The 18470-nt window shown below is 51.5% G+C and carries 16 protein-coding genes, 1 tRNA gene and 1 other RNA gene; 6 read left to right on the top strand and 12 right to left on the bottom strand.

Annotated features, from left to right (window positions below):
* Positions 1-18: 18 nt before the first annotated feature.
* The 7 genes from GXP72_RS13150 to GXP72_RS13180 form a co-directional block, all read right to left on the bottom strand.
* Entirely contained in the window at positions 19-888 is an 870-nt protein-coding gene (locus GXP72_RS13150; protein ID WP_208762982.1) for an ion transporter, read from the bottom strand.
* A 14-nt stretch (positions 889-902) separates the two neighbouring features.
* Positions 903-1907 (bottom strand): murein tripeptide/oligopeptide ABC transporter ATP-binding protein OppF, encoded by a 1005-nt coding sequence (oppF, locus tag GXP72_RS13155; RefSeq protein WP_024907098.1) that lies wholly within the window; start codon positions 1905-1907, stop codon positions 903-905.
* The gene (locus GXP72_RS13160) at positions 1904-2917 is read right to left on the bottom strand and encodes an ABC transporter ATP-binding protein (RefSeq protein ID WP_045404931.1); all 1014 of its coding nucleotides are present in this window, start codon (positions 2915-2917) and stop codon (positions 1904-1906) included. The genes oppF and GXP72_RS13160 overlap by 4 nt, the downstream gene beginning before the upstream one ends.
* Positions 2918-2928: 11 nt before the next feature.
* On the bottom strand, positions 2929-3837 hold the full coding sequence (gene oppC, locus GXP72_RS13165; protein ID WP_023312096.1) for an oligopeptide ABC transporter permease OppC: 909 nt from the start codon (positions 3835-3837) through the stop codon (positions 2929-2931).
* A 12-nt stretch (positions 3838-3849) separates the two neighbouring features.
* Positions 3850-4770, bottom strand: coding sequence for an oligopeptide ABC transporter permease OppB (gene oppB / locus GXP72_RS13170; protein ID WP_008502786.1), 921 nt, complete (start codon positions 4768-4770; stop codon positions 3850-3852).
* An 84-nt stretch (positions 4771-4854) separates the two neighbouring features.
* Positions 4855-6486, bottom strand: coding sequence for an oligopeptide ABC transporter substrate-binding protein OppA (gene oppA / locus GXP72_RS13175; protein WP_024907095.1), 1632 nt, complete (start codon positions 6484-6486; stop codon positions 4855-4857).
* Between the two features lie 769 nt (positions 6487-7255).
* Positions 7256-7903, bottom strand: coding sequence for a YchE family NAAT transporter (locus tag GXP72_RS13180; protein ID WP_021240330.1), 648 nt, complete (start codon positions 7901-7903; stop codon positions 7256-7258).
* A 477-nt stretch (positions 7904-8380) separates the two neighbouring features.
* Between GXP72_RS13180 and adhE the strand changes: the two genes are divergently transcribed.
* Positions 8381-11059, top strand: a complete 2679-nt coding sequence (gene adhE / locus GXP72_RS13185; protein WP_032647603.1) for a bifunctional acetaldehyde-CoA/alcohol dehydrogenase — start codon at positions 8381-8383, stop codon at positions 11057-11059.
* 65 nt (positions 11060-11124) lie between these two features.
* Here the strand turns inward: adhE and tdk are convergent, their stop codons facing one another.
* Entirely contained in the window at positions 11125-11739 is a 615-nt protein-coding gene (gene tdk, locus GXP72_RS13190; protein WP_024907093.1) for a thymidine kinase, read from the bottom strand.
* A gap of 550 nt (positions 11740-12289) precedes the next feature.
* Here tdk and hns point away from each other — a divergent pair.
* Positions 12290-12703, top strand: coding sequence for a histone-like nucleoid-structuring protein H-NS (hns, locus tag GXP72_RS13195; protein WP_008502781.1), 414 nt, complete (start codon positions 12290-12292; stop codon positions 12701-12703).
* Between the two features lie 202 nt (positions 12704-12905).
* Here hns and galU read toward each other — a convergent pair whose 3' ends face one another.
* From galU to rssA, 3 genes are all read right to left on the bottom strand, one after another.
* Positions 12906-13814 (bottom strand): UTP--glucose-1-phosphate uridylyltransferase GalU, encoded by a 909-nt coding sequence (gene galU, locus GXP72_RS13200; RefSeq protein WP_090416679.1) that lies wholly within the window; start codon positions 13812-13814, stop codon positions 12906-12908.
* A 200-nt stretch (positions 13815-14014) separates the two neighbouring features.
* The gene (gene rssB, locus GXP72_RS13205) at positions 14015-15028 is read right to left on the bottom strand and encodes a two-component system response regulator RssB (protein WP_032647605.1); all 1014 of its coding nucleotides are present in this window, start codon (positions 15026-15028) and stop codon (positions 14015-14017) included.
* Positions 15029-15119: 91 nt separating this feature from the next.
* Complete coding sequence (gene rssA / locus GXP72_RS13210; protein WP_032647607.1) at positions 15120-16022, bottom strand: patatin-like phospholipase RssA; 903 nt, start codon at positions 16020-16022, stop codon at positions 15120-15122.
* Positions 16023-16136: 114 nt separating this feature from the next.
* Between rssA and GXP72_RS13215 the strand changes: the two genes are divergently transcribed.
* From GXP72_RS13215 to GXP72_RS13230, 4 genes are all read left to right on the top strand, one after another.
* Entirely contained in the window at positions 16137-16595 is a 459-nt protein-coding gene (locus tag GXP72_RS13215; RefSeq protein ID WP_024907090.1) for a YchJ family protein, read from the top strand.
* Between the two features lie 46 nt (positions 16596-16641).
* Positions 16642-17484, top strand: coding sequence for a formyltetrahydrofolate deformylase (gene purU / locus GXP72_RS13220; protein WP_023312104.1), 843 nt, complete (start codon positions 16642-16644; stop codon positions 17482-17484).
* 158 nt (positions 17485-17642) lie between these two features.
* A tRNA-Tyr gene (locus GXP72_RS13225) sits at positions 17643-17727 on the top strand.
* Between the two features lie 45 nt (positions 17728-17772).
* A non-coding RNA gene (locus GXP72_RS13230) (RtT sRNA) lies at positions 17773-17903 on the top strand.
* Positions 17904-17979: 76 nt separating this feature from the next.
* Here the strand turns inward: GXP72_RS13230 and GXP72_RS13235 are convergent.
* Positions 17980-18423 carry an Lrp/AsnC family transcriptional regulator gene (locus GXP72_RS13235; RefSeq protein WP_024907089.1) on the bottom strand — a complete coding sequence of 148 codons (444 nt, stop codon included), beginning with the start codon at positions 18421-18423 and terminating at the stop codon, positions 17980-17982.
* Positions 18424-18470: the final 47 nt, after the last annotated feature.

Genomic DNA, 18470 nt, shown 5'->3' on the forward strand with positions numbered 1-18470 from the left:
GATTGCAGCCTTTTTTATTTACTCCGGCAACGCACTTCCGCAGCGGTGACAAAACCGCGCGTTAAGGTCATGGTCACCCTGGTGACATGCCGGACATTTGCGCTGCTGCTTGCGGCTCTGAAATGCGCTGCTCATGTGCGTGGTAATAAGCCCGGTTGGAATGGCAATGACCGAATAGCCAATCAAAATCAGCACTGAGGCCACAATGCGGCCCAGCGGCGTATGGGGCGTGATATCACCGTACCCCACGGTCGTCACGGTTACTATCGCCCAATAAACGGACGCATTGAGCGTCGTGAAACCATATTTCGGCCCCTCTATCAGATACATCAGCGCGCCAAAAACGATCATGACGATGGCAATAAACGAGTAGAAGAGAATAAGCTGATGCCGCGCGCTGACAATTGCGCTCCAGAACACGCGCAGTGAGGGCATAAAACGCAGTAATTTCAGAATACGTAATACCCGAATCACGCGCATCGCCCGCCAGGCAAAGACATAACTCAGGCTGATTTCCGGCCACAGCCACATGACGTAGAGCGGCAGAATAGTGGCTAAATCAATAAATCCCCAGAAGCTGAAAACATATCGGGCCGGGTTGGGCCACGCAATTACTCTGAGCAGATATTCAGCGGTAAAAACCAGGGTAATCGCCAGCTCAAGCCAGACAAAGACATGCCATTCGTCAAACGTGAGGTGGTATTGCGTCCCGGCACCCGATTCAATAAAGATGACAACCACGCTGAGGAGCGCAAATAAACCGCAAAGACCTTCGAAGCGTCGTCCGGATACCGTTTCAGGATCGAATAAAAAATGATATAGCCGCCGACGGGCTGACGTGAATAAACGCGACACAGTAACCTCGCAAAAAATAAGGGCTGACATCATGTCAGCCCTTGCGATTATAACGGGTCTACTTTCAGGCAGGAAACCGCATGTCGGAAACTGCCTTCGAGAACCGGTCGCGTTTTTGCACATTCCGGCCCGGCCATTGGGCAACGCGTGCGGAAGACGCATCCCGACGGCGGGTTAATGGGTGAGGGTAATTCCCCTTCCAGAAGCTGGATGGTTTTATTTTTCTCCAGATCGGGATCGGGGATCGGCACCGCCGACATCAGCGCTCTGGTGTATGGGTGCAATGGATTATGGTACACCTCATCATAGGTGCCCAGCTCCACGGCGTGACCCAGGTACATCACCAGCACGCGGTCAGAGATGTGTTTCACCACGGCCAGGTCATGCGCGATAAAGATCAGCGACAGCCCCATTTCGCGCTGCAGCTTCTGCAGCAGGTTAACCACCTGCGCCTGAATGGACACGTCCAGTGCGGAAACCGGCTCATCGCAGATAATCAGCTTCGGTTCGAGGATCAGGGCGCGCGCAATACCAATACGCTGACACTGACCGCCTGAGAACTCGTGCGGATAGCGGTTGATGAGGTTAGGCAACAGCCCGACTTTCAGCATCATCGCCTTAACGCGATCGCGCACTTCCTGACGGGACATCTTCGGATGATAGGTCCGCAGCGGCTCGGCAATAATCTCACCGATGGTCATACGCGGGTTAAGTGACGCCAGCGGATCCTGGAAAATCATCTGGATATCGCTGCGCACCTCGCGCCACTCGTCGGGTTTCATGCCCAGCAGATCTTTACCCAGCCAGGCCACTTTACCGTCGGTGGCTTTCACCAGACCGATAATGGCGCGCGCAAAGGTCGATTTACCGCAGCCGGACTCGCCCACCACGCCCAGGGTTTCCCCTTCATACAGGCGCAGCGTGACGCCGTCCACCGCTTTCAGGGTCTTCGACGGCTGCCAGAACCACTGTTTGCCGTCTTTGATGTCGAAATGCACCTTAAGGTCAGCAATCTCGAGCAGCACATTGCGTTTTTCATCTAATGCGTTCATACCAGCTCCTCCTGCGGCTTAAAGCAGGCGCGCAGACGGCCTGGTGCAAACTCTTCCAGCGGCGGAGCGCTGTTGCAGATTTCCATCGCGTGCGGACAGCGCGGCTGGAACGGACAGCCTTTCGGCAGGCGCAGCAGGTTTGGCGGGTTGCCCGGAATGGTGAGCAGGGATTCCCCTTCCGCATCAAGACGTGGCACCGCATTCAGCAGCCCAATCGAGTAAGGATGAGCAGGCTGATAGAACACGTCACGCGCTTTTCCGTATTCCATGGTACGACCGGCATACATCACCAGCACTTTGTCACAGATGCCCGCCACCACGCCCAGGTCGTGGGTGATCATGATAATCGCCGTGTTGAACTCACGCTTCAGCTCGTTCAGCAGGGTCATGATTTGTGCCTGAACGGTAACGTCCAGCGCGGTGGTCGGTTCGTCGGCAATCAGCAGTTTTGGCCGGCACAGCAGCGCCATCGCAATCATCACGCGCTGGCGCATACCGCCAGAAAACTCGTGCGGGAACATGCGCATGCGCTTGCGCGCCTCCGGCATTTTCACCGCATCGAGCATTTTGACCGACTCTTCAAAGGCTTCGGCTTTACCCAGGCCTTTGTGTAGCATCAGGACTTCCATCAGCTGCTCACCAACGCGCATGTACGGGTTCAGCGAGGTCATCGGATCCTGGAAAATCATCGAGATCTGCTCGGCGCGCAGCTTGTTGAGCTCGTGCTCCGGCAGGTTGAGGATTTCACGACCGTTGAATTTCGCGGAACCGCCAATCACACCGTTAGCGGCCAGCAGGCCCATTAGCGCAAAGGCGGTCTGGGACTTCCCGGATCCGGATTCCCCCACGATGCCGAGCGTTTCGCCCGCGCGCAGGTTGAAGTTGAGATCGTTCACGGCGGTCACATCCCCGTCCGGGGTCTTAAAGGTGACGCGAAGATCTTTTACGTCCAGCAGAAGGTCGCTCCGCTGCTGCGCCTGTGGCGCGGTTGCCGTTTCAATAATTGTCATGACGGCGCTCCTTAACGGTCTTTCGGGTCGAGGGCATCACGCAGGCCATCGCCGATAAAGTTAAAACAAAACAGGGTAACGACCAGGAAACCCGCCGGGTATAACAGCAGCCACGGTGACACTTCCATTGAGTTTGCACCGTCACTCAGCAGCGCGCCCCAGCTGCTCAGCGGCTCTTGCGTACCCAGACCGAGGAAGCTCAGGAAAGATTCAAACAGGATCATGCTTGGCACCAGCAATGAGGCATAGACCACCACCACGCCCAGCACGTTAGGAACGATATGGCGAACCACGATATTCCCGGTAGAGACACCGCCGACCTGCGCGGCTTCGATAAACTCTTTGCGTTTGAGGCTCAGGGTCTGGCCGCGGACAATACGCGCCATATCCAGCCAGGAAACCATCCCGATGGCCACGAAGATCAGCAAAATATTCTGACCGAAGAAGGTCACCAGCAGGATGACGAAGAACATAAACGGGAAGGAGTTCAGGATTTCCAGCAGACGCATCATTACCGAGTCTATTTTGCCGCCAAGGTAGCCGGACAGTGAGCCGTAGAGCGTACCCACGATCACCGCCACCAGCGCGGCAGCAATACCGACCATCAGTGAGATACGGCCACCGATAGCGACACGCACCAGCAGATCGCGTCCTGAGGAGTCCGTGCCAAAATAGTGGCCTGATTCCATATCCGGCGCGCTGGACATCATGCCCCAGTCGGTGTCGAAATAGGTAAATTGCGACAGCATCGGCGCCAGGGTCACAAACAGCGCGATGATCACCAGAACAACCAGACTGGCAACCGCCGCACGGTTGTGCATGAAGCGACGGCGCGCGTCCTGCCAGAGGCTACGACCTTCTACTTCCAGTTTTTCACTGAAGTTTTCCAGCGCCTCGCTGTTTTTCTTACTCAACATCATGGCGTGCTCCAGTTAGTAACGGATTTTCGGGTCGATGACGGCGTACAGCACATCGACGATTGCGTTAAAGAGAATGGTCAGCGCACCGACGAGAATGGTCAGGCTCAGTACCAGCGAATAGTCGCGGTTGAGCGCGCCGTTAACGAACAGCTGACCAATGCCCGGCAGGCCGTAGATTGTTTCGATAACCATCGAGCCGGTGATGATCCCGACGAATGCCGGTCCCATGTAGGAGAGCACGGGCAACAGCGCCGGTTTGAGCGCGTGGCGGAAGATAATCCGACGCATCGGCAGCCCTTTAGCGCGCGCGGTACGAATGAAGTTCGAGTGCAGCACTTCGATCATTGAACCACGGGTAATACGCGCGATACTGGCGATGTACGCCAGAGATAATGCCACCATTGGCAAAATCATGAACTTCAATGCCCCGCCGTTCCAGCCGCCACCCGGCAGCCACTTCAGCGTGATGGCAAATATCATCACCAGTAATGGCGCAACAACGAAGCTGGGTATCACTACCCCGGTCATTGCCACCCCCATTACGGCATAATCCCATTTGGTATTTTGTCTGAGCGCGGCGATAACGCCTGCGGTGACCCCGAAAACGATGGCCAGAATGAATGCCGCAGCCCCCAACTTAGCCGAAACCGGGAAGCTGGACGCCACAAGGTCGTTAACGGAATAGTCTTTATATTTAAATGACGGTCCAAAATCACCGTGAGCCAGCTGCTTCAGATAATTGAAGTACTGGGTGGAGATAGGATCGTTTAAGTGGTATTTCGCTTCGATATTCGCCATGACTTCTGGCGGCAGCGTACGCTCACCGGTAAATGGACTTCCCGGCGCAAGGCGCATCATGAAGAAGGAAATCGTAATGAGAATAAATAGCGTTGGAATCGCTTCAAGACAGCGACGTAGGATAAATTTCAACATTGCCCGTACCTTCTGGCGTGTGCCTATATTATGTGACGTTGGTTAGACACCGTGGGGCGAGCACGCCCGCCCCACTCATTGCCATTAATGCTTGATAATATACAAGTTTTTAACGTAGATATTATCCATCGGGTCTTTACCGGTATATCCACCTACCCACGGTTTCACCAGACGGGCGTTAACGTAGTAGTAAACCGGAACGATCGCGGAATCTTTATCCAGCTGCTGCTCGGCCTTAGAGTACAGTTCCGTACGCTGTGCTTCGTCAGTGGTTTTCAGCGTGTCGCCAATCAGCTTGTCGAAGGCCGGGCTCTTATAGTGCGCGGTGTTGTTCGAGCTGTCGCTCAGCATGGTATTCAGGAAGGAGGTCGGTTCGTTATAGTCCGCACACCAGCCAGCACGTGCCACATCAAAGGTGCCCTGATGACGGCTGTCGAGGAAGGTTTTCCACTCCTGGTTCTCCAGCTTCACGTTCGCGCCCAGGTTTTTCTTCCAGATCGAAGCGACGGCGATAGCCAGTTTTTTGTGCAGATCGGAGGTGTTGTACAACAGGCTGAAGGTCAGCGGCTTATCTGCGGTATAGCCCGCTTCGGCCAGCAGTTTCTTCGCTTCTGCGTTACGCTGTTCCTGAGTCTGTTTGAACCAGTCTGGCTCGGTCAGTTTTGCACCATCGGTGTATGGAGGGGTATAGCTGTATGCCGGCAGATCGCCCTGGTTTTTCACTTTGTTTACGATGATATCGCGATCCAGAGCCAGCTTCAGCGCGGTACGTACACGTACGTCGGTGAACGGTGCTTTCTGGTTGTTGATTTCATAGTAGTAGGTGCACAGGTACGGATCGACGTGAACTTCTTTAGGGATCTCTTTCTTCAGTTTCTGGAACAATTCAATCGGCATGTTGTTATAGGTCATGTCGATTTCACCGCTGCGGTAGCGGTTAACGTCAGTCACTTCGGACGAAATTGGCAGGTAGGTCACCTGATTAATGACGGTTTTCGCGTTGTCCCAGTATTGCGGGTTACGCTCAAGCACCATACGCTCGTTGACCACCCAGTCTTTCAGCTTATAGGCACCGTTGGTCACGATATTGGCAGGCTGCGTCCATTTTTCACCAAATTTTTCCACGGCGGATTTTGGTACCGGGGAGACGGACGGGTGAACCAGCAGCTTATAGAAGTACGGAACAGGTTCGCTCAACGTCACTTCAAAGGTATTCGCATCAATCGCTTTTACGCCCAGGTCGGTAACAGGTTTTTTACCCGCGATGATGTCATCAATATTGGCGATGTGGCCATATTGCAGGTAGCTCGCATATGGAGAAGCGGTTGTTGGGTTCGCCAGACGCTGCCAGCTATAAACGAAATCTTCGGCCGTGACCGGTGTGCCGTCGGACCATTTCGCATCTTTACGCAGATGGAAGGTCCAGACTTTGAAATCTTTGTTTTCCCATTTTTCGGCTACACCCGGCGCCGGGTGGCCGTCTACGTCTGTCACCAGCAGGCCTTCGAACAGGTCGCGGTTAACGTTAGACTCAGGAACACCTTCAATTTTGTGCGGGTCAAGAGACTGAACTTCCGCACCGTTGTTACGCACCAGCGTCTGTTTCTCAGCCAGTTGAACACCTGCAGGAACGTCCGCAGCCATTGCAGCGTTGCCCGCGATTAGCGCAGTTAAAATCCCCGCCGCTACCAGATTTTTTTTTGTGATGATGGACATTGTGTTGGTACTCCACTCATTATAATGACTGGCCTTCGCCAGCTGTGTAATCCCCTGTTGGGGCCTGTACAGCGCAGGAGTTTTTTTTGCTGCTGTCAGGTTCTTCTTTTACTGCTTGCTATCACCGACTTTTTTATTACTGACCGCTCGTATGGCCGTCTTGCGTCGATTCTTTACAGGCCACCCTGTTTGAGACCTGCGTTGGATATCTGAGAAGAGAACCATATGAAAATAATTCTCATCTGCTTGTTTTATGCTGCAAAATATTAGGCCGGAAAGTATCAAATGGCGTAAACGTGCGCCAATACATTTTGCAAATTTGTTAAGCAATTCTCTTTTACGGTGAGTACCGCATCGTTGAGGGCAGCCCTGCCGGACATTGAACATCAGTAAAAAAACATGACATTCAATAAGATAGAGAAAACTTTCTCTCCAAGCGCGTCGCTGCGCTATCATCGAGTGACTTTGTACAAAAATTTAACAACTGGTTATTATTTAGCACATTCATCTAGGGGAATGTTGAAATTACTAATATCATTTCGGTTATCTCTCAGCAAGCCCCAGAGTATCATGTGAGTAAAATAACAGAGCGATCGAAGATTTTCTGCGCAGGCGGGTTTGAGGGGAATTAATAACTTGTTGAAATACAAGCAATGAACATTATTAGTAGAATTTATTATGATATGTGAGCATTTCAACTTTAGTTATAGGATTTACTGATAATGACGTAAAAAAACGGAGCCGTGGCTCCGTTCTTTCATATGCAATATCAGTGCAGCAAACCGGGGAAAATGCTTTTAATACCCGTAACGATAAATTCAATCCCTAACGCCATCAACAGCAGGCCCATGATACGCGTTATGACGTTAATGCCCGTCTGCCCCAGCAAGCGCACCAGCCAGGGTGCCATGCGGAACACGCCCCAACAGCAGAGCGCAAAAATGGCAATAGCCACTGAAAAACCAATCAGGTGCATCAGGCTATGATAGCGCGTCCCCCAGACAATGGTTGAACTGATGGCACCAGGACCGGCCATCAGCGGTAAGGCCAGCGGCACTACGCCAATGCTTTCGCGGATAGCGGTTTCTGACTTCTCTTGTTTATTCTGCTTATCCTCGCCCAGCTTACCGCTGATCATGGACATGGCGATGGTCACCACCAGGATCCCACCCGCAATGCGGAAAGAGTCGATCGAAATCCCGAAGAGCTGGAGAATGGCGTCACCCAGAAAAAGAGAGGTGAGCAATATGATCGCCACTGACAGGTTAGCGGTCAGGTTGGTCTTGTTCCTGGCCGCCGCCGTCTGGTAACTCGTCATACTAATGAAGACAGGAATGATCCCCACCGGGTTGACCAGGGCAAACAAACCAATAAAAAATTTAAAATACGTTGGAAAATCAAAGAGCGTTTGGATCACGTTTTGCTCCGCTTATACACATGCCCTGGACTGACAATTAGTCATGAGAAATCGCGCTGAAGATACCCTTTTTATTAGCATACTTCACTCGAAATCTGTGCCAAAACGTTATCATTTCAGGATGTTAAACATATGTATAATCAATGATAGCGCCACTTCCAATACTTACGTAATTATTTAACACTGGAAAAATCAGCACGAAATAACCCTGCTGAAAGGTATCAGCTTGGGGGAAAATTGACACAGATCATGATTTCCGTACTCAGAAGTGAGTAATCTTGGTTACACCCCCAGGGAGGTCACCTGACAAAAGGGATGATGCCAAGGTAAGGCTCTTTTAGTAAATTAGTGTGCTGATGCAGAAAGTAACTCTTTGTTTTACTTTGTGTTACGCAAGTCGTATCGGCTCTGTCTATACTGTGTGACGTATCGAGCGCTGGTTTACTAAAAGAGTTTAAACATTATCAGGAGAGCATTATGGCTGTTACTAATATCGCTGAACTGAACGCCCTCGTCGAGCGCGTTAAAAAAGCCCAGCGTGAATATGCCAATTTCACCCAAGAACAGGTTGATAAAATCTTCCGCGCGGCCGCACTGGCTGCTGCAGATGCTCGAATCCCTCTCGCTAAAATGGCCGTTGCCGAATCCGGCATGGGTATCGTGGAAGATAAAGTGATTAAAAACCACTTCGCTTCCGAGTATATCTATAACGCCTATAAAGATGAGAAAACCTGTGGCGTGCTGTCCGAAGACGACACCTTCGGTACTATCACCATCGCTGAACCTATCGGCATCATCTGCGGTATTGTTCCGACCACTAACCCAACGTCTACCGCTATCTTCAAATCGCTGATTAGCCTGAAGACCCGTAACGCAATCATCTTCTCTCCACACCCACGTGCGAAAGACGCGACCAACAAAGCTGCGGATATTGTCCTGCAGGCGGCGATCGCTGCTGGCGCACCAAAAGATCTGATCGGCTGGATCGACCAACCTTCCGTTGAGCTCTCTAACGCCCTGATGCATCACCCGGACATTAACCTGATCCTGGCGACCGGTGGTCCTGGCATGGTTAAAGCGGCATACAGCTCCGGTAAACCAGCCATCGGTGTGGGCGCCGGTAACACCCCTGTTGTTATCGACGAAACCGCTGACATCAAACGTGCCGTTGCGTCTGTACTGATGTCTAAAACCTTCGATAACGGTGTGATCTGTGCATCTGAACAGTCTGTTGTTGTTGTTGACTCCGTGTACGACGCCGTTCGCGAACGTTTCGCCAGCCACGGCGGCTACCTGCTGCAGGGCAAAGAGTTGAAAGCAGTTCAGGACATCATCCTGAAAAATGGCGCGCTGAACGCCGCTATCGTGGGTCAGCCAGCGTACAAGATTGCTGAACTCGCAGGCTTTACCGTTCCGGCAACAACTAAAATCCTGATCGGTGAAGTAAAAGTTGTCGACGAAAGCGAGCCGTTTGCACATGAAAAACTGTCTCCAACGCTTGCAATGTACCGTGCGAAAGATTTCGAAGACGCGGTAGAAAAAGCCGAGAAACTGGTTGCCATGGGTGGTATCGGTCACACCTCTTGTCTGTACACTGACCAGGATAACCAGCCAGAGCGTGTTGCTCACTTCGGTCAGATGATGAAAACTGCCCGTATTCTGATTAACACCCCTGCTTCTCAGGGTGGTATCGGTGACCTGTACAACTTCAAACTCGCGCCTTCCCTGACTCTGGGTTGTGGTTCCTGGGGTGGTAACTCCATCTCTGAAAACGTTGGTCCAAAACACCTGATCAACAAGAAAACCGTTGCTAAGCGAGCTGAAAACATGTTGTGGCACAAACTTCCGAAATCTATCTACTTCCGCCGTGGCTCACTGCCAATCGCGCTGGATGAAGTGATTACTGATGGCCACAAACGTGCGCTCATCGTGACTGACCGTTTCCTGTTTAACAACGGCTACGCTGACCAGATCACCTCTGTGCTGAAAGCGGCTGGCGTTGAAACTGAAGTGTTCTTTGAAGTTGAAGCTGACCCTACCCTGAGCGTTGTGCGCAAAGGTGCTGAGCTGGCTAACTCCTTCAAACCAGATGTGATTATCGCACTGGGTGGTGGTTCCCCAATGGACGCCGCGAAAATCATGTGGGTCATGTACGAGCATCCTGAAACCCACTTCGAAGAACTGGCGCTGCGCTTTATGGACATCCGTAAACGTATCTACAAGTTCCCGAAAATGGGCGTAAAAGCGAAAATGATCGCGGTCACCACCACTTCCGGTACCGGTTCAGAAGTCACGCCATTCGCGGTAGTAACGGACGATGCGACAGGTCAGAAATACCCGCTGGCTGACTATGCCCTGACCCCAGACATGGCTATCGTCGATGCGAACCTGGTCATGGATATGCCGAAGTCACTGTGTGCGTTCGGTGGTCTGGATGCGGTAACTCACGCCCTGGAAGCTTACGTTTCTGTACTGGCGTCTGAGTTCTCTGACGGTCAGGCTCTGCAGGCTCTGAAACTGCTGAAGGAAAACCTGCCAGCGTCCTATAACGAAGGGTCTAAAAACCCTGTAGCACGTGAACGCGTTCACAGTGCAGCAACCATCGCCGGTATCGCGTTTGCGAACGCCTTCCTGGGTGTTTGCCACTCTATGGCGCACAAGCTGGGTTCACAGTTCCACATTCCTCACGGTCTGGCGAACGCCCTGTTGATCAGCAACGTTATTCGTTATAACGCTAACGACAACCCAACCAAGCAGACTGCTTTCAGCCAGTACGACCGTCCGCAAGCACGTCGTCGTTATGCTGAAATCGCAGACCACCTTGGTCTGAGCGCACCGGGCGACCGTACTGCTGCGAAGATTGAGAAACTGCTGGCATGGCTGGAAAGTCTGAAAGCTGAGCTGGGTATTCCTAAATCTATCCGTGAAGCGGGCGTACAGGAAGCTGACTTCCTCGCTCATGTAGATAAGCTGTCTGAAGATGCATTCGATGACCAGTGTACAGGTGCTAACCCGCGCTACCCACTGATCTCCGAGCTGAAACAGATTCTGCTGGATACCTTCTACGGTCGTGAGTTCAAAGAAGGTGACGTTGCCGCTGTGAAAACAGAAGTTCCGGTCATCAAAGCTGACAAGAAAGCGAAGAAAAGCGCTTAATTGACAGCAAATGAAAAACCCGCCTTTATGGCGGGTTTTTTTATGTCTGAATAACAAAGCTGACGTTATTTTCTGTTGTCGTGCTGAATCGCCGTCAGCGAGCCTACAGACAGCGCTTCTTTATAATGCTTACGACAGACCGATACATAGCGTTCATTACCGCCTATAACCACCTGCTCACCATCTGCATAAGGTTTTCCTGCCTGGTCGAGACGAAGCACCATACTGGCTTTGCGACCGCAGAAGCAGATCGTTTTTAATTCGACGAGTTTATCCGACCAGGCGAGCAAATACTGACTCCCGGCAAAGAGCTCACCGCGAAAATCCGTACGCAGCCCATAGCACAGCACGGGGATATCAAGCTCATCAACCACCTCGGAAAGTGCGTGAACCTGTTCACGCGTCAGAAACTGGCTCTCATCGACCAGGACACAGTGAATAGGCCGCTCAGCATGTTCCGTGCGAATGTCCTCAAACAGATCGGTTTTCGGGTTAAACAGCCTGGCAGGTGACGAGAGTCCTATTCTGGAGCTCACCTTCCCTGCCCCAAAGCGATCGTCAATCTCAGCCGTATAAACAACGGTACGCATCCCGCGCTCCTGGTAATTGTACGAGGATTGCAGCAGCGCGGTGGATTTACCGGCATTCATCGCCGAATAGTAGAAATACAGTTGTGCCATTGGCCGTAAAACCCTAATCAATGTGTAATATTCCCGATGAGTCATTGTACCATATTTTGTCAGGTCATCAGCGATACAGCGCACAGAGGATGTAGTTCAGCGCGGCGTTCAGAACCTTCTGTTTTCGAAAATAATCCGTTAAAACATGAAGTAAACGCATGCAGCCAGGCCAATATGTTATATGTTAAGCTCAACATAACACTTGTTTTTATAGTGGAATCACCGTTCATTAAAATTCACCATTTATTAACTATTTCAGCCTTAACATCACGGGGGGGAACTAATACAAAAGGCTGATATTTATCCGCCGCAACTATAATTCCTGCGGTAAATGTCACAAAAAAAAGAGGCAATCAACCGGACAAAGCAGGTTGATGTGATAACAAGCGAGACTGTCGGGTGATGAAATTTAAGTTAGCGTAATTAATAATAGTGAGACGATTTAGTATTTTTTGAATTCCTTACATTCCTGGCTATTGCACATATGAATTTATGGCTCTATTATTAGGTCAACAAACCACCCCCCCATTATAAGTTTGAGATTACTACAATGAGCGAAGCACTTAAAATTCTGAACAACATCCGTACTCTTCGTGCGCAGGCAAGAGAATGCACCCTCGAAACGCTTGAAGAAATGCTGGAAAAATTAGAAGTTGTAGTTAATGAACGTCGCGAAGAAGAAAGCGCTGCTGCTGCTGAAATCGAAGAGCGTACTCGTAAACTGCAGCAATATCGTGAAATGCTGATTGCTGATGGTATCGATCCAAATGAATTGCTGAACAGCATGGCTGCGGCTAAAACCGGTACCAAAGCCAAGCGTGCTGCTCGTCCTGCTAAATATAGCTACGTTGACGAGAACGGCGAAACTAAAACCTGGACTGGCCAGGGTCGTACTCCTGCTGTTATCAAGAAAGCCATGGATGAGCAAGGTAAACAGCTGGATGACTTCCTGATCAAGGATTAATCACGGCACATTCAGAGAAATCCCGCATATTGCGGGATTTTTTTTAACCTAAATTTGTCCCAAACATCCTCTTACACTCTGTCATAAAGCATTATTTAACAACTTTATCGACTGTACTTTCAGACAGGTTTTCGGGAGTGGTACAGGCATAAAAAAACCGGTGGGCAGCGCCTCACCGGTTTCGAACATTTACAACCGTGGCTTATTTCTTAATACCTACGCTCTCTTTGAGCCAGGTTTTAAATTCTTCGCCAAGGGTATTGTGGCGGATACCATATTCAACAAACGCCTGCATATAACCGAGCTTATTACCGCAGTCATGGCTCTTACCTTTCATATGGTAGGCCTCAACGGTCTCTTTCTCGATCAGCATATCGATGGCATCCGTCAGCTGGATCTCATCACCCGCTCCTGGAGGCGTTTTAGCCAGCAGAGGCCAGATTTCAGCACTCAGGACATAGCGACCTACAACAGCAAGGTTTGAAGGGGCTATATCGGCTTTAGGCTTCTCTACGACGCCAACCATTGGCACACTTTCACCCGGCTCAAGGTTAACGCCTTTGCAGTCAACCACACCGTATGCCGTTACGTCTTCAACAGGCTCAACCATAATCTGGCTGCTGCCGGTTTCGTCGAAACGTTTGATCATTTCAGCCAGGTTATCCTGAGAAAGATCGGATTCGTATTCGTCCAGAATAACGTCAGGCAGAATTACCGCTACAGGCTCATCACCCACAACAGGATGCGCGCACATAACAGCGTGACCCAGACCTTTAGCCAGCCCCTGACGAACCTGCATAATGGTGACGTGTGGAGGGCAAATAGACTGAACTTCTTCTAACAGCTGACGCTTAACACGCTTTTCCAGCATGGCTTCAAGTTCAAAGCTTGTATCGAAATGGTTTTCGATAGAGTTTTTAGATGAATGCGTAACCAGCACAATTTCAGTGATGCCGGCTGCAATGCATTCATTAACGACATACTGGATTAATGGCTTATCAACCAGAGGCAACATCTCTTTAGGAATCGCCTTAGTTGCTGGTAACATCCTGGTCCCCAATCCCGCTACCGGGATAACGGCCTTTCTGACTTTCGAATTTAGGGCAGCCATTCAAATTCTCCTGAGCTGTTCAAGTTTTGAACTTTTATGCAATAAATAACGCGTTGAGTATATCAGCCTCGCCCCGCAGTCCGGGTCTGAAAAGAACGCGTTGCCGATCAATTAGGATAAATACGCATGAAACCGGGCAGCGATAGTAGCACTCCCCGCAAAACACAGGTAAAGCAATCTTAAAATTACGATCCAATTGCTTATTCCGTGGACAACATTAAGCGTAGCCGTCCCCCGGCGCCCCAAATTTGGCACTGCCAGGAGGAACAGCGGTGGCTAATTTGATTAAGATACGCCGTTCCCAATGTCCCAAGCGGCACACCGTTACTTACCTGAATATGGTGTTCACCGGTATTCAGTGATGCATTGAGACCGGCTGAAACGAGGATCAGGTTCTTTAAACCGCTGTGGTAATAGCCGACCAGCAGCGGGAACTGTCCTGGCAAATTGGCCTGACGAAAAAGCTGGTTTACCTGTTTGAGTAAACTGCCTAACTCCGGCAACCGTTGTCCCTGATGGGATAACTGTTCCTGCAACAAGCCATTAAATAGCGCACGAAGAAGTAACGCGGCTAATACACCGTTATCCCCCGCCCGGGTGACATCCAGAGAATAAAACGCAAGGTCGGAATCTGACAGTGGTGCAATATCCAGCACCAGTCCAGGCTGATCAGCGGCCACCAGCTGGCGATAATTTACACGGCAGTGTGAAATAGTTTGCTGGACGGGCGGCTGGAGTTCTTGCAACAGCTTCGCCGCAGCAGGCGGATTACTCACCAGAGCGTCCCAGTCCTGGAAAAGACGCTCCTCTTCCTCTACCCGGGAATTAAACATATTCGGATAAAGGCATGCTAAGACCGTTTCCCGCAATCTATGCAAATCCTTGACTGGTTTGAGCAGAATATCCTGTACCCCAAGACGTAATGCTTTGGCGATATCCGCCATGTTCTCGGTGGCAGAGATCACCAGAATCGGCGTCTGATTACCTTCGTTACGCAGATGTTCAACCAGCTTCAGTCCATTCATGCGCGGCATCGCAATGTCGCAAATCATCAAATCGGGCGTAATGCTAATCATTTTTTCCAGGGCGTCGATGCCATCTTCAGCCAGTGACGTCATTGCGCCCAGCGAGGATAACCACGAATCCAGTAGCGATCGGAAAACGGGCTCGTCTTCAACAATCAAAATGTGTTTTCCGGCCAATGGCTGCGTCATGGTTCCTCCCCTGGCTGACAGTAACTAAATAGTGGCATGCGATCGGCACTATCGCCTGTCAGATTTTGCTGAAGTAGTCAAAAAAAGGTGCTTAACGTGCGGTCTGCACAAAAGGCAACAATTCGTCCATTTTCTTTTCGACGGCTAACGAGCCCGCTGCGATGGCGGCCTCAGCCCGATGGAAATCAAGGGTAGAGATTTGCGGACAGTACGGCTGAATAAGAATATCCGGAGGATCGCCTGCCATACGGTTACGTTTAAGGCGGTTCTCGAGTACCTGAATTGACGTGGTCATGATTTCTATCGCCGTCGGTGCGGTAACCGAGCGACGTGCGGCCATACGCCCGATTCTTCCTCGCAGGCGTTCATGCCAGGCCAGTTTCTCGCCCTCAACATCTTCGCTCTGGAGATTGACCGGCATGAGATCCTGCTGCATCAGGTGGGCGTCGTGCTGCAGGTCGACGGCAATCACGATATCCGCCCCCATTGCGCGCGTCAGAGAGATGGGAACCGGGTTAACGACGCCACCGTCGACAAGCCAGTAACCGTTGTGTGGGACAGGCGCCATGAGCCCCGGCATACTGCAGGAGGCACGCACGGCAAGATGGATATCCCCTTCGGTGAGCCAGAGCTCGCGTCCTGTACTGAGGTTCGTCGCGACGGCGCCGAAAGGCATCTGACAATCGGTGAAGTCTTCGAGAGGCATAACCTGGCGGAACTGGTTAAACACGCGCTCGCCGCGCAGCAGCCCACCACGCTGCCAGGAGAGGTCCATCAGACGCAGCACGTCCCAGTAGCTGAAGGAGCGCACCCACGTCTCGAGTTCCGGAAGCTTCCCGCACGCGTAAGCGGAGCCGACAAGCGATCCTATTGAACACCCTGCGACTATATCAATGTCAATGCCCATCTTGTTCAAGGCATTAATTACGCCGATGTGTGACCACCCCCGGGCTGCACCTGAGCCCAGCGCCAGTCCAATTTTAACCTTTCTCATTAGCCCTGTTTTACTTCCCCTGGATTCCTGACATAGCGTCAACGCAACAGCTCAGTTAACATAGTGCTACCCGAAGCGTTTAACGCCTTTATTTTTTGTTCCAGGAAGAGAATCGTGTCTCAACTCTGCCCCTGTGGTAGCGCTCTGGAGTATAGCCTATGTTGCCAGCGATATCTGTCTGGCGATCAGGTTGCACCAGACCCGTCACACCTCATGCGTTCACGGTACACTGCTTTTGTGATCAAGGACGCAGACTACCTGATTAAAACCTGGCATCCATCCTGCCGCGCAGCCGATTTCAAACAGGACATCGAAGCCGGGTTCGCGAACACGCAGTGGCTCGGCCTTACCGTCTATGAATCCGCAACAGGCAGTCATGTTGACGAAGGTTACGTCAGCTTTGTTGCCCGTTTTAGCGAGAATAATAAACCGGGTGCCATTATCGAGCGTTCCCGGTTCTTAAAGGAAAGCGGGCAATGGTATTATATTGACGGAACGCGCCCACAGTTTGGTCGTAACGATCCCTGCCCGTGTGGTTCAGGTAAAAAATTTAAAAAGTGTTGCGGGCAGTAATGCCTGACAACCCAGACTTCGCAAATACAAACAGGATTTCCCGGCGATGCAATCATTACAACGTAAAGTTCTGCGCACCATCTGTCCCGATCAAAAAGGACTGATCGCACGAATTACCAACATTTGCTACAAGCATGAACTGAATATCGTGCAGAACAACGAGTTCGTTGACCACCGTACCGGTCGCTTCTTTATGCGTACCGAGCTGGAAGGTATTTTCAACGACACCACCCTGCTTGCCGATCTGGACAGCGCGCTTCCGGAAGGTTCCGTGCGCGAACTGACCCCAGCGGGTCGACGCCGCATCGTGATCCTGGTGACCAAAGAAGCACATTGTCTGGGCGACCTGCTGATGAAAGCCAACTACGGCGGTCTGGACGTTGAAATTGCTGCCGTTATTGGCAACCATGAGACGCTGCGCACGCTGGTCGAGCGTTTTGATATTCCGTTCGAGCTGGTGAGCCACGAAGGCCATACCCGTGAAGAACACGACGATCTGATGGCACAGGCCATTGAAGCGCATAACCCGGACTACGTGGTGCTGGCGAAATACATGCGCGTGTTAACGCCATCCTTCGTAGCGCGTTTCCCGAACAAGATCATCAACATTCACCACTCGTTCCTGCCAGCCTTTATTGGTGCGCGTCCTTACCACCAGGCGTACGAGCGCGGCGTGAAGATCATCGGTGCGACCGCGCACTACGTGAATGACAACCTGGATGAAGGTCCAATCATCATGCAGGACGTCATTCATGTGGATCACACTTACACTGCTGAGGACATGATGCGTGCGGGTCGTGACGTTGAGAAGAATGTGTTGAGTCGTGCGCTGTATCAGGTGCTGGCGCAGCGGGTCTTCGTGTACGGCAACAGGACCATCATTCTTTAATCTTTCGGAAAATGAATTGATTAGCTTTGCGCCTTTACGGATAAAAAGCAGGCAAACGACTTCATTTCCCTAAAGGAATGCTTTACAGGGGCGTCTCATTTGATATGATGCGCCCCGCTTCCAGCAGGAAGCCGGCCAGTAAAAAAGCATTACCCCGTGGTGGGGTTCCCGAGCGGCCAAAGGGAGCAGACTGTAAATCTGCCGTCATCGACTTCGAAGGTTCGAATCCTTCCCCCACCACCATCACTTCCAAACGACGCTAAACCTTCTGTTCGCACCGGGCATCATACATTTCCGTAACGGGGAAGGATGAGAAGCTTCGACTAAGGTTCGATTCGAGCGTAGCGAGAAAGCGTTGCCGCAGGCAACGACCCGAAGGGCGAGGCGCATCGCGCCGAGTCATCCTTCCCCCACCACCATCACTTTCCCAACATAAAAAACCGAGTCCGCCTTCGTAGGCCGGGTAAGGCGCAGCCGCCACCCGGCGACAGAAACCTACATCGGCGGCAAACGGCGCTTCACCGGCGAACTCTTCACAATCGACGTATTACACTGGGCATGTTCTGCCAGGCCGTCAAGCAGCGCATCAAGCTGTTCGATTGACCGCACCACCAGCCTAATCACAAAGCAATCTTCCCCGGTGACTTTGTCGCTCTCAATACACTCCGGCATCGCCTGAATGTACTTATCCACCTTATGCAACAGCCCCGGCAAAGGCCGCACGCGCACCAGCGCCTGCAGCGTATACCCCAGCGCCGCCAGATTCACCCGTGCACCATAACCCTGAATCACACCGCGTTCTTCCAGCCTCTTCAGGCGTTCTGCCGTGCTGGGGGACGTCAGACCGATGCGGCCGCTGAGCACCTTCAACGACATGCGCGCATCCTCAACCAGGCAGGCTAAAATTTGTCGGTCGATATCATCGATAAGGCATTCCATTCTTTTCACCTAATTTTAAAAAGTCATTTACCTTTTCAACCTTATAT

The sequence above is a fragment of the Enterobacter sp. SES19 genome, from assembly GCF_011765665.1.
GTDB classification, from domain to species: domain Bacteria; phylum Pseudomonadota; class Gammaproteobacteria; order Enterobacterales; family Enterobacteriaceae; genus Enterobacter; species Enterobacter pseudoroggenkampii.

Excerpts from the sequence above, each read along its gene's own strand:
- GXP72_RS13150 (WP_208762982.1), bottom strand. The coding sequence starts at position 888 with ATGATGTCAGCCCTTATTTTTTGCGAGGTTACTGTGTCGCGTTTATTC.
- oppF (WP_024907098.1), bottom strand. The coding sequence starts at position 1,907 with ATGAACGCATTAGATGAAAAACGCAATGTGCTGCTCGAGATTGCTGAC.
- GXP72_RS13160 (WP_045404931.1), bottom strand. The coding sequence starts at position 2,917 with ATGACAATTATTGAAACGGCAACCGCGCCACAGGCGCAGCAGCGGAGC.
- oppC (WP_023312096.1), bottom strand. The coding sequence starts at position 3,837 with ATGATGTTGAGTAAGAAAAACAGCGAGGCGCTGGAAAACTTCAGTGAA.
- oppB (WP_008502786.1), bottom strand. The coding sequence starts at position 4,770 with ATGTTGAAATTTATCCTACGTCGCTGTCTTGAAGCGATTCCAACGCTA.
- oppA (WP_024907095.1), bottom strand. The coding sequence starts at position 6,486 with ATGTCCATCATCACAAAAAAAAATCTGGTAGCGGCGGGGATTTTAACT.
- adhE (WP_032647603.1), top strand. The coding sequence starts at position 8,381 with ATGGCTGTTACTAATATCGCTGAACTGAACGCCCTCGTCGAGCGCGTT.
- tdk (WP_024907093.1), bottom strand. The coding sequence starts at position 11,739 with ATGGCACAACTGTATTTCTACTATTCGGCGATGAATGCCGGTAAATCC.
- hns (WP_008502781.1), top strand. The coding sequence starts at position 12,290 with ATGAGCGAAGCACTTAAAATTCTGAACAACATCCGTACTCTTCGTGCG.
- galU (WP_090416679.1), bottom strand. The coding sequence starts at position 13,814 with ATGGCTGCCCTAAATTCGAAAGTCAGAAAGGCCGTTATCCCGGTAGCG.
- rssB (WP_032647605.1), bottom strand. The coding sequence starts at position 15,028 with ATGACGCAGCCATTGGCCGGAAAACACATTTTGATTGTTGAAGACGAG.
- rssA (WP_032647607.1), bottom strand. The coding sequence starts at position 16,022 with ATGAGAAAGGTTAAAATTGGACTGGCGCTGGGCTCAGGTGCAGCCCGG.
- purU (WP_023312104.1), top strand. The coding sequence starts at position 16,642 with ATGCAATCATTACAACGTAAAGTTCTGCGCACCATCTGTCCCGATCAA.
- GXP72_RS13235 (WP_024907089.1), bottom strand. The coding sequence starts at position 18,423 with ATGGAATGCCTTATCGATGATATCGACCGACAAATTTTAGCCTGCCTG.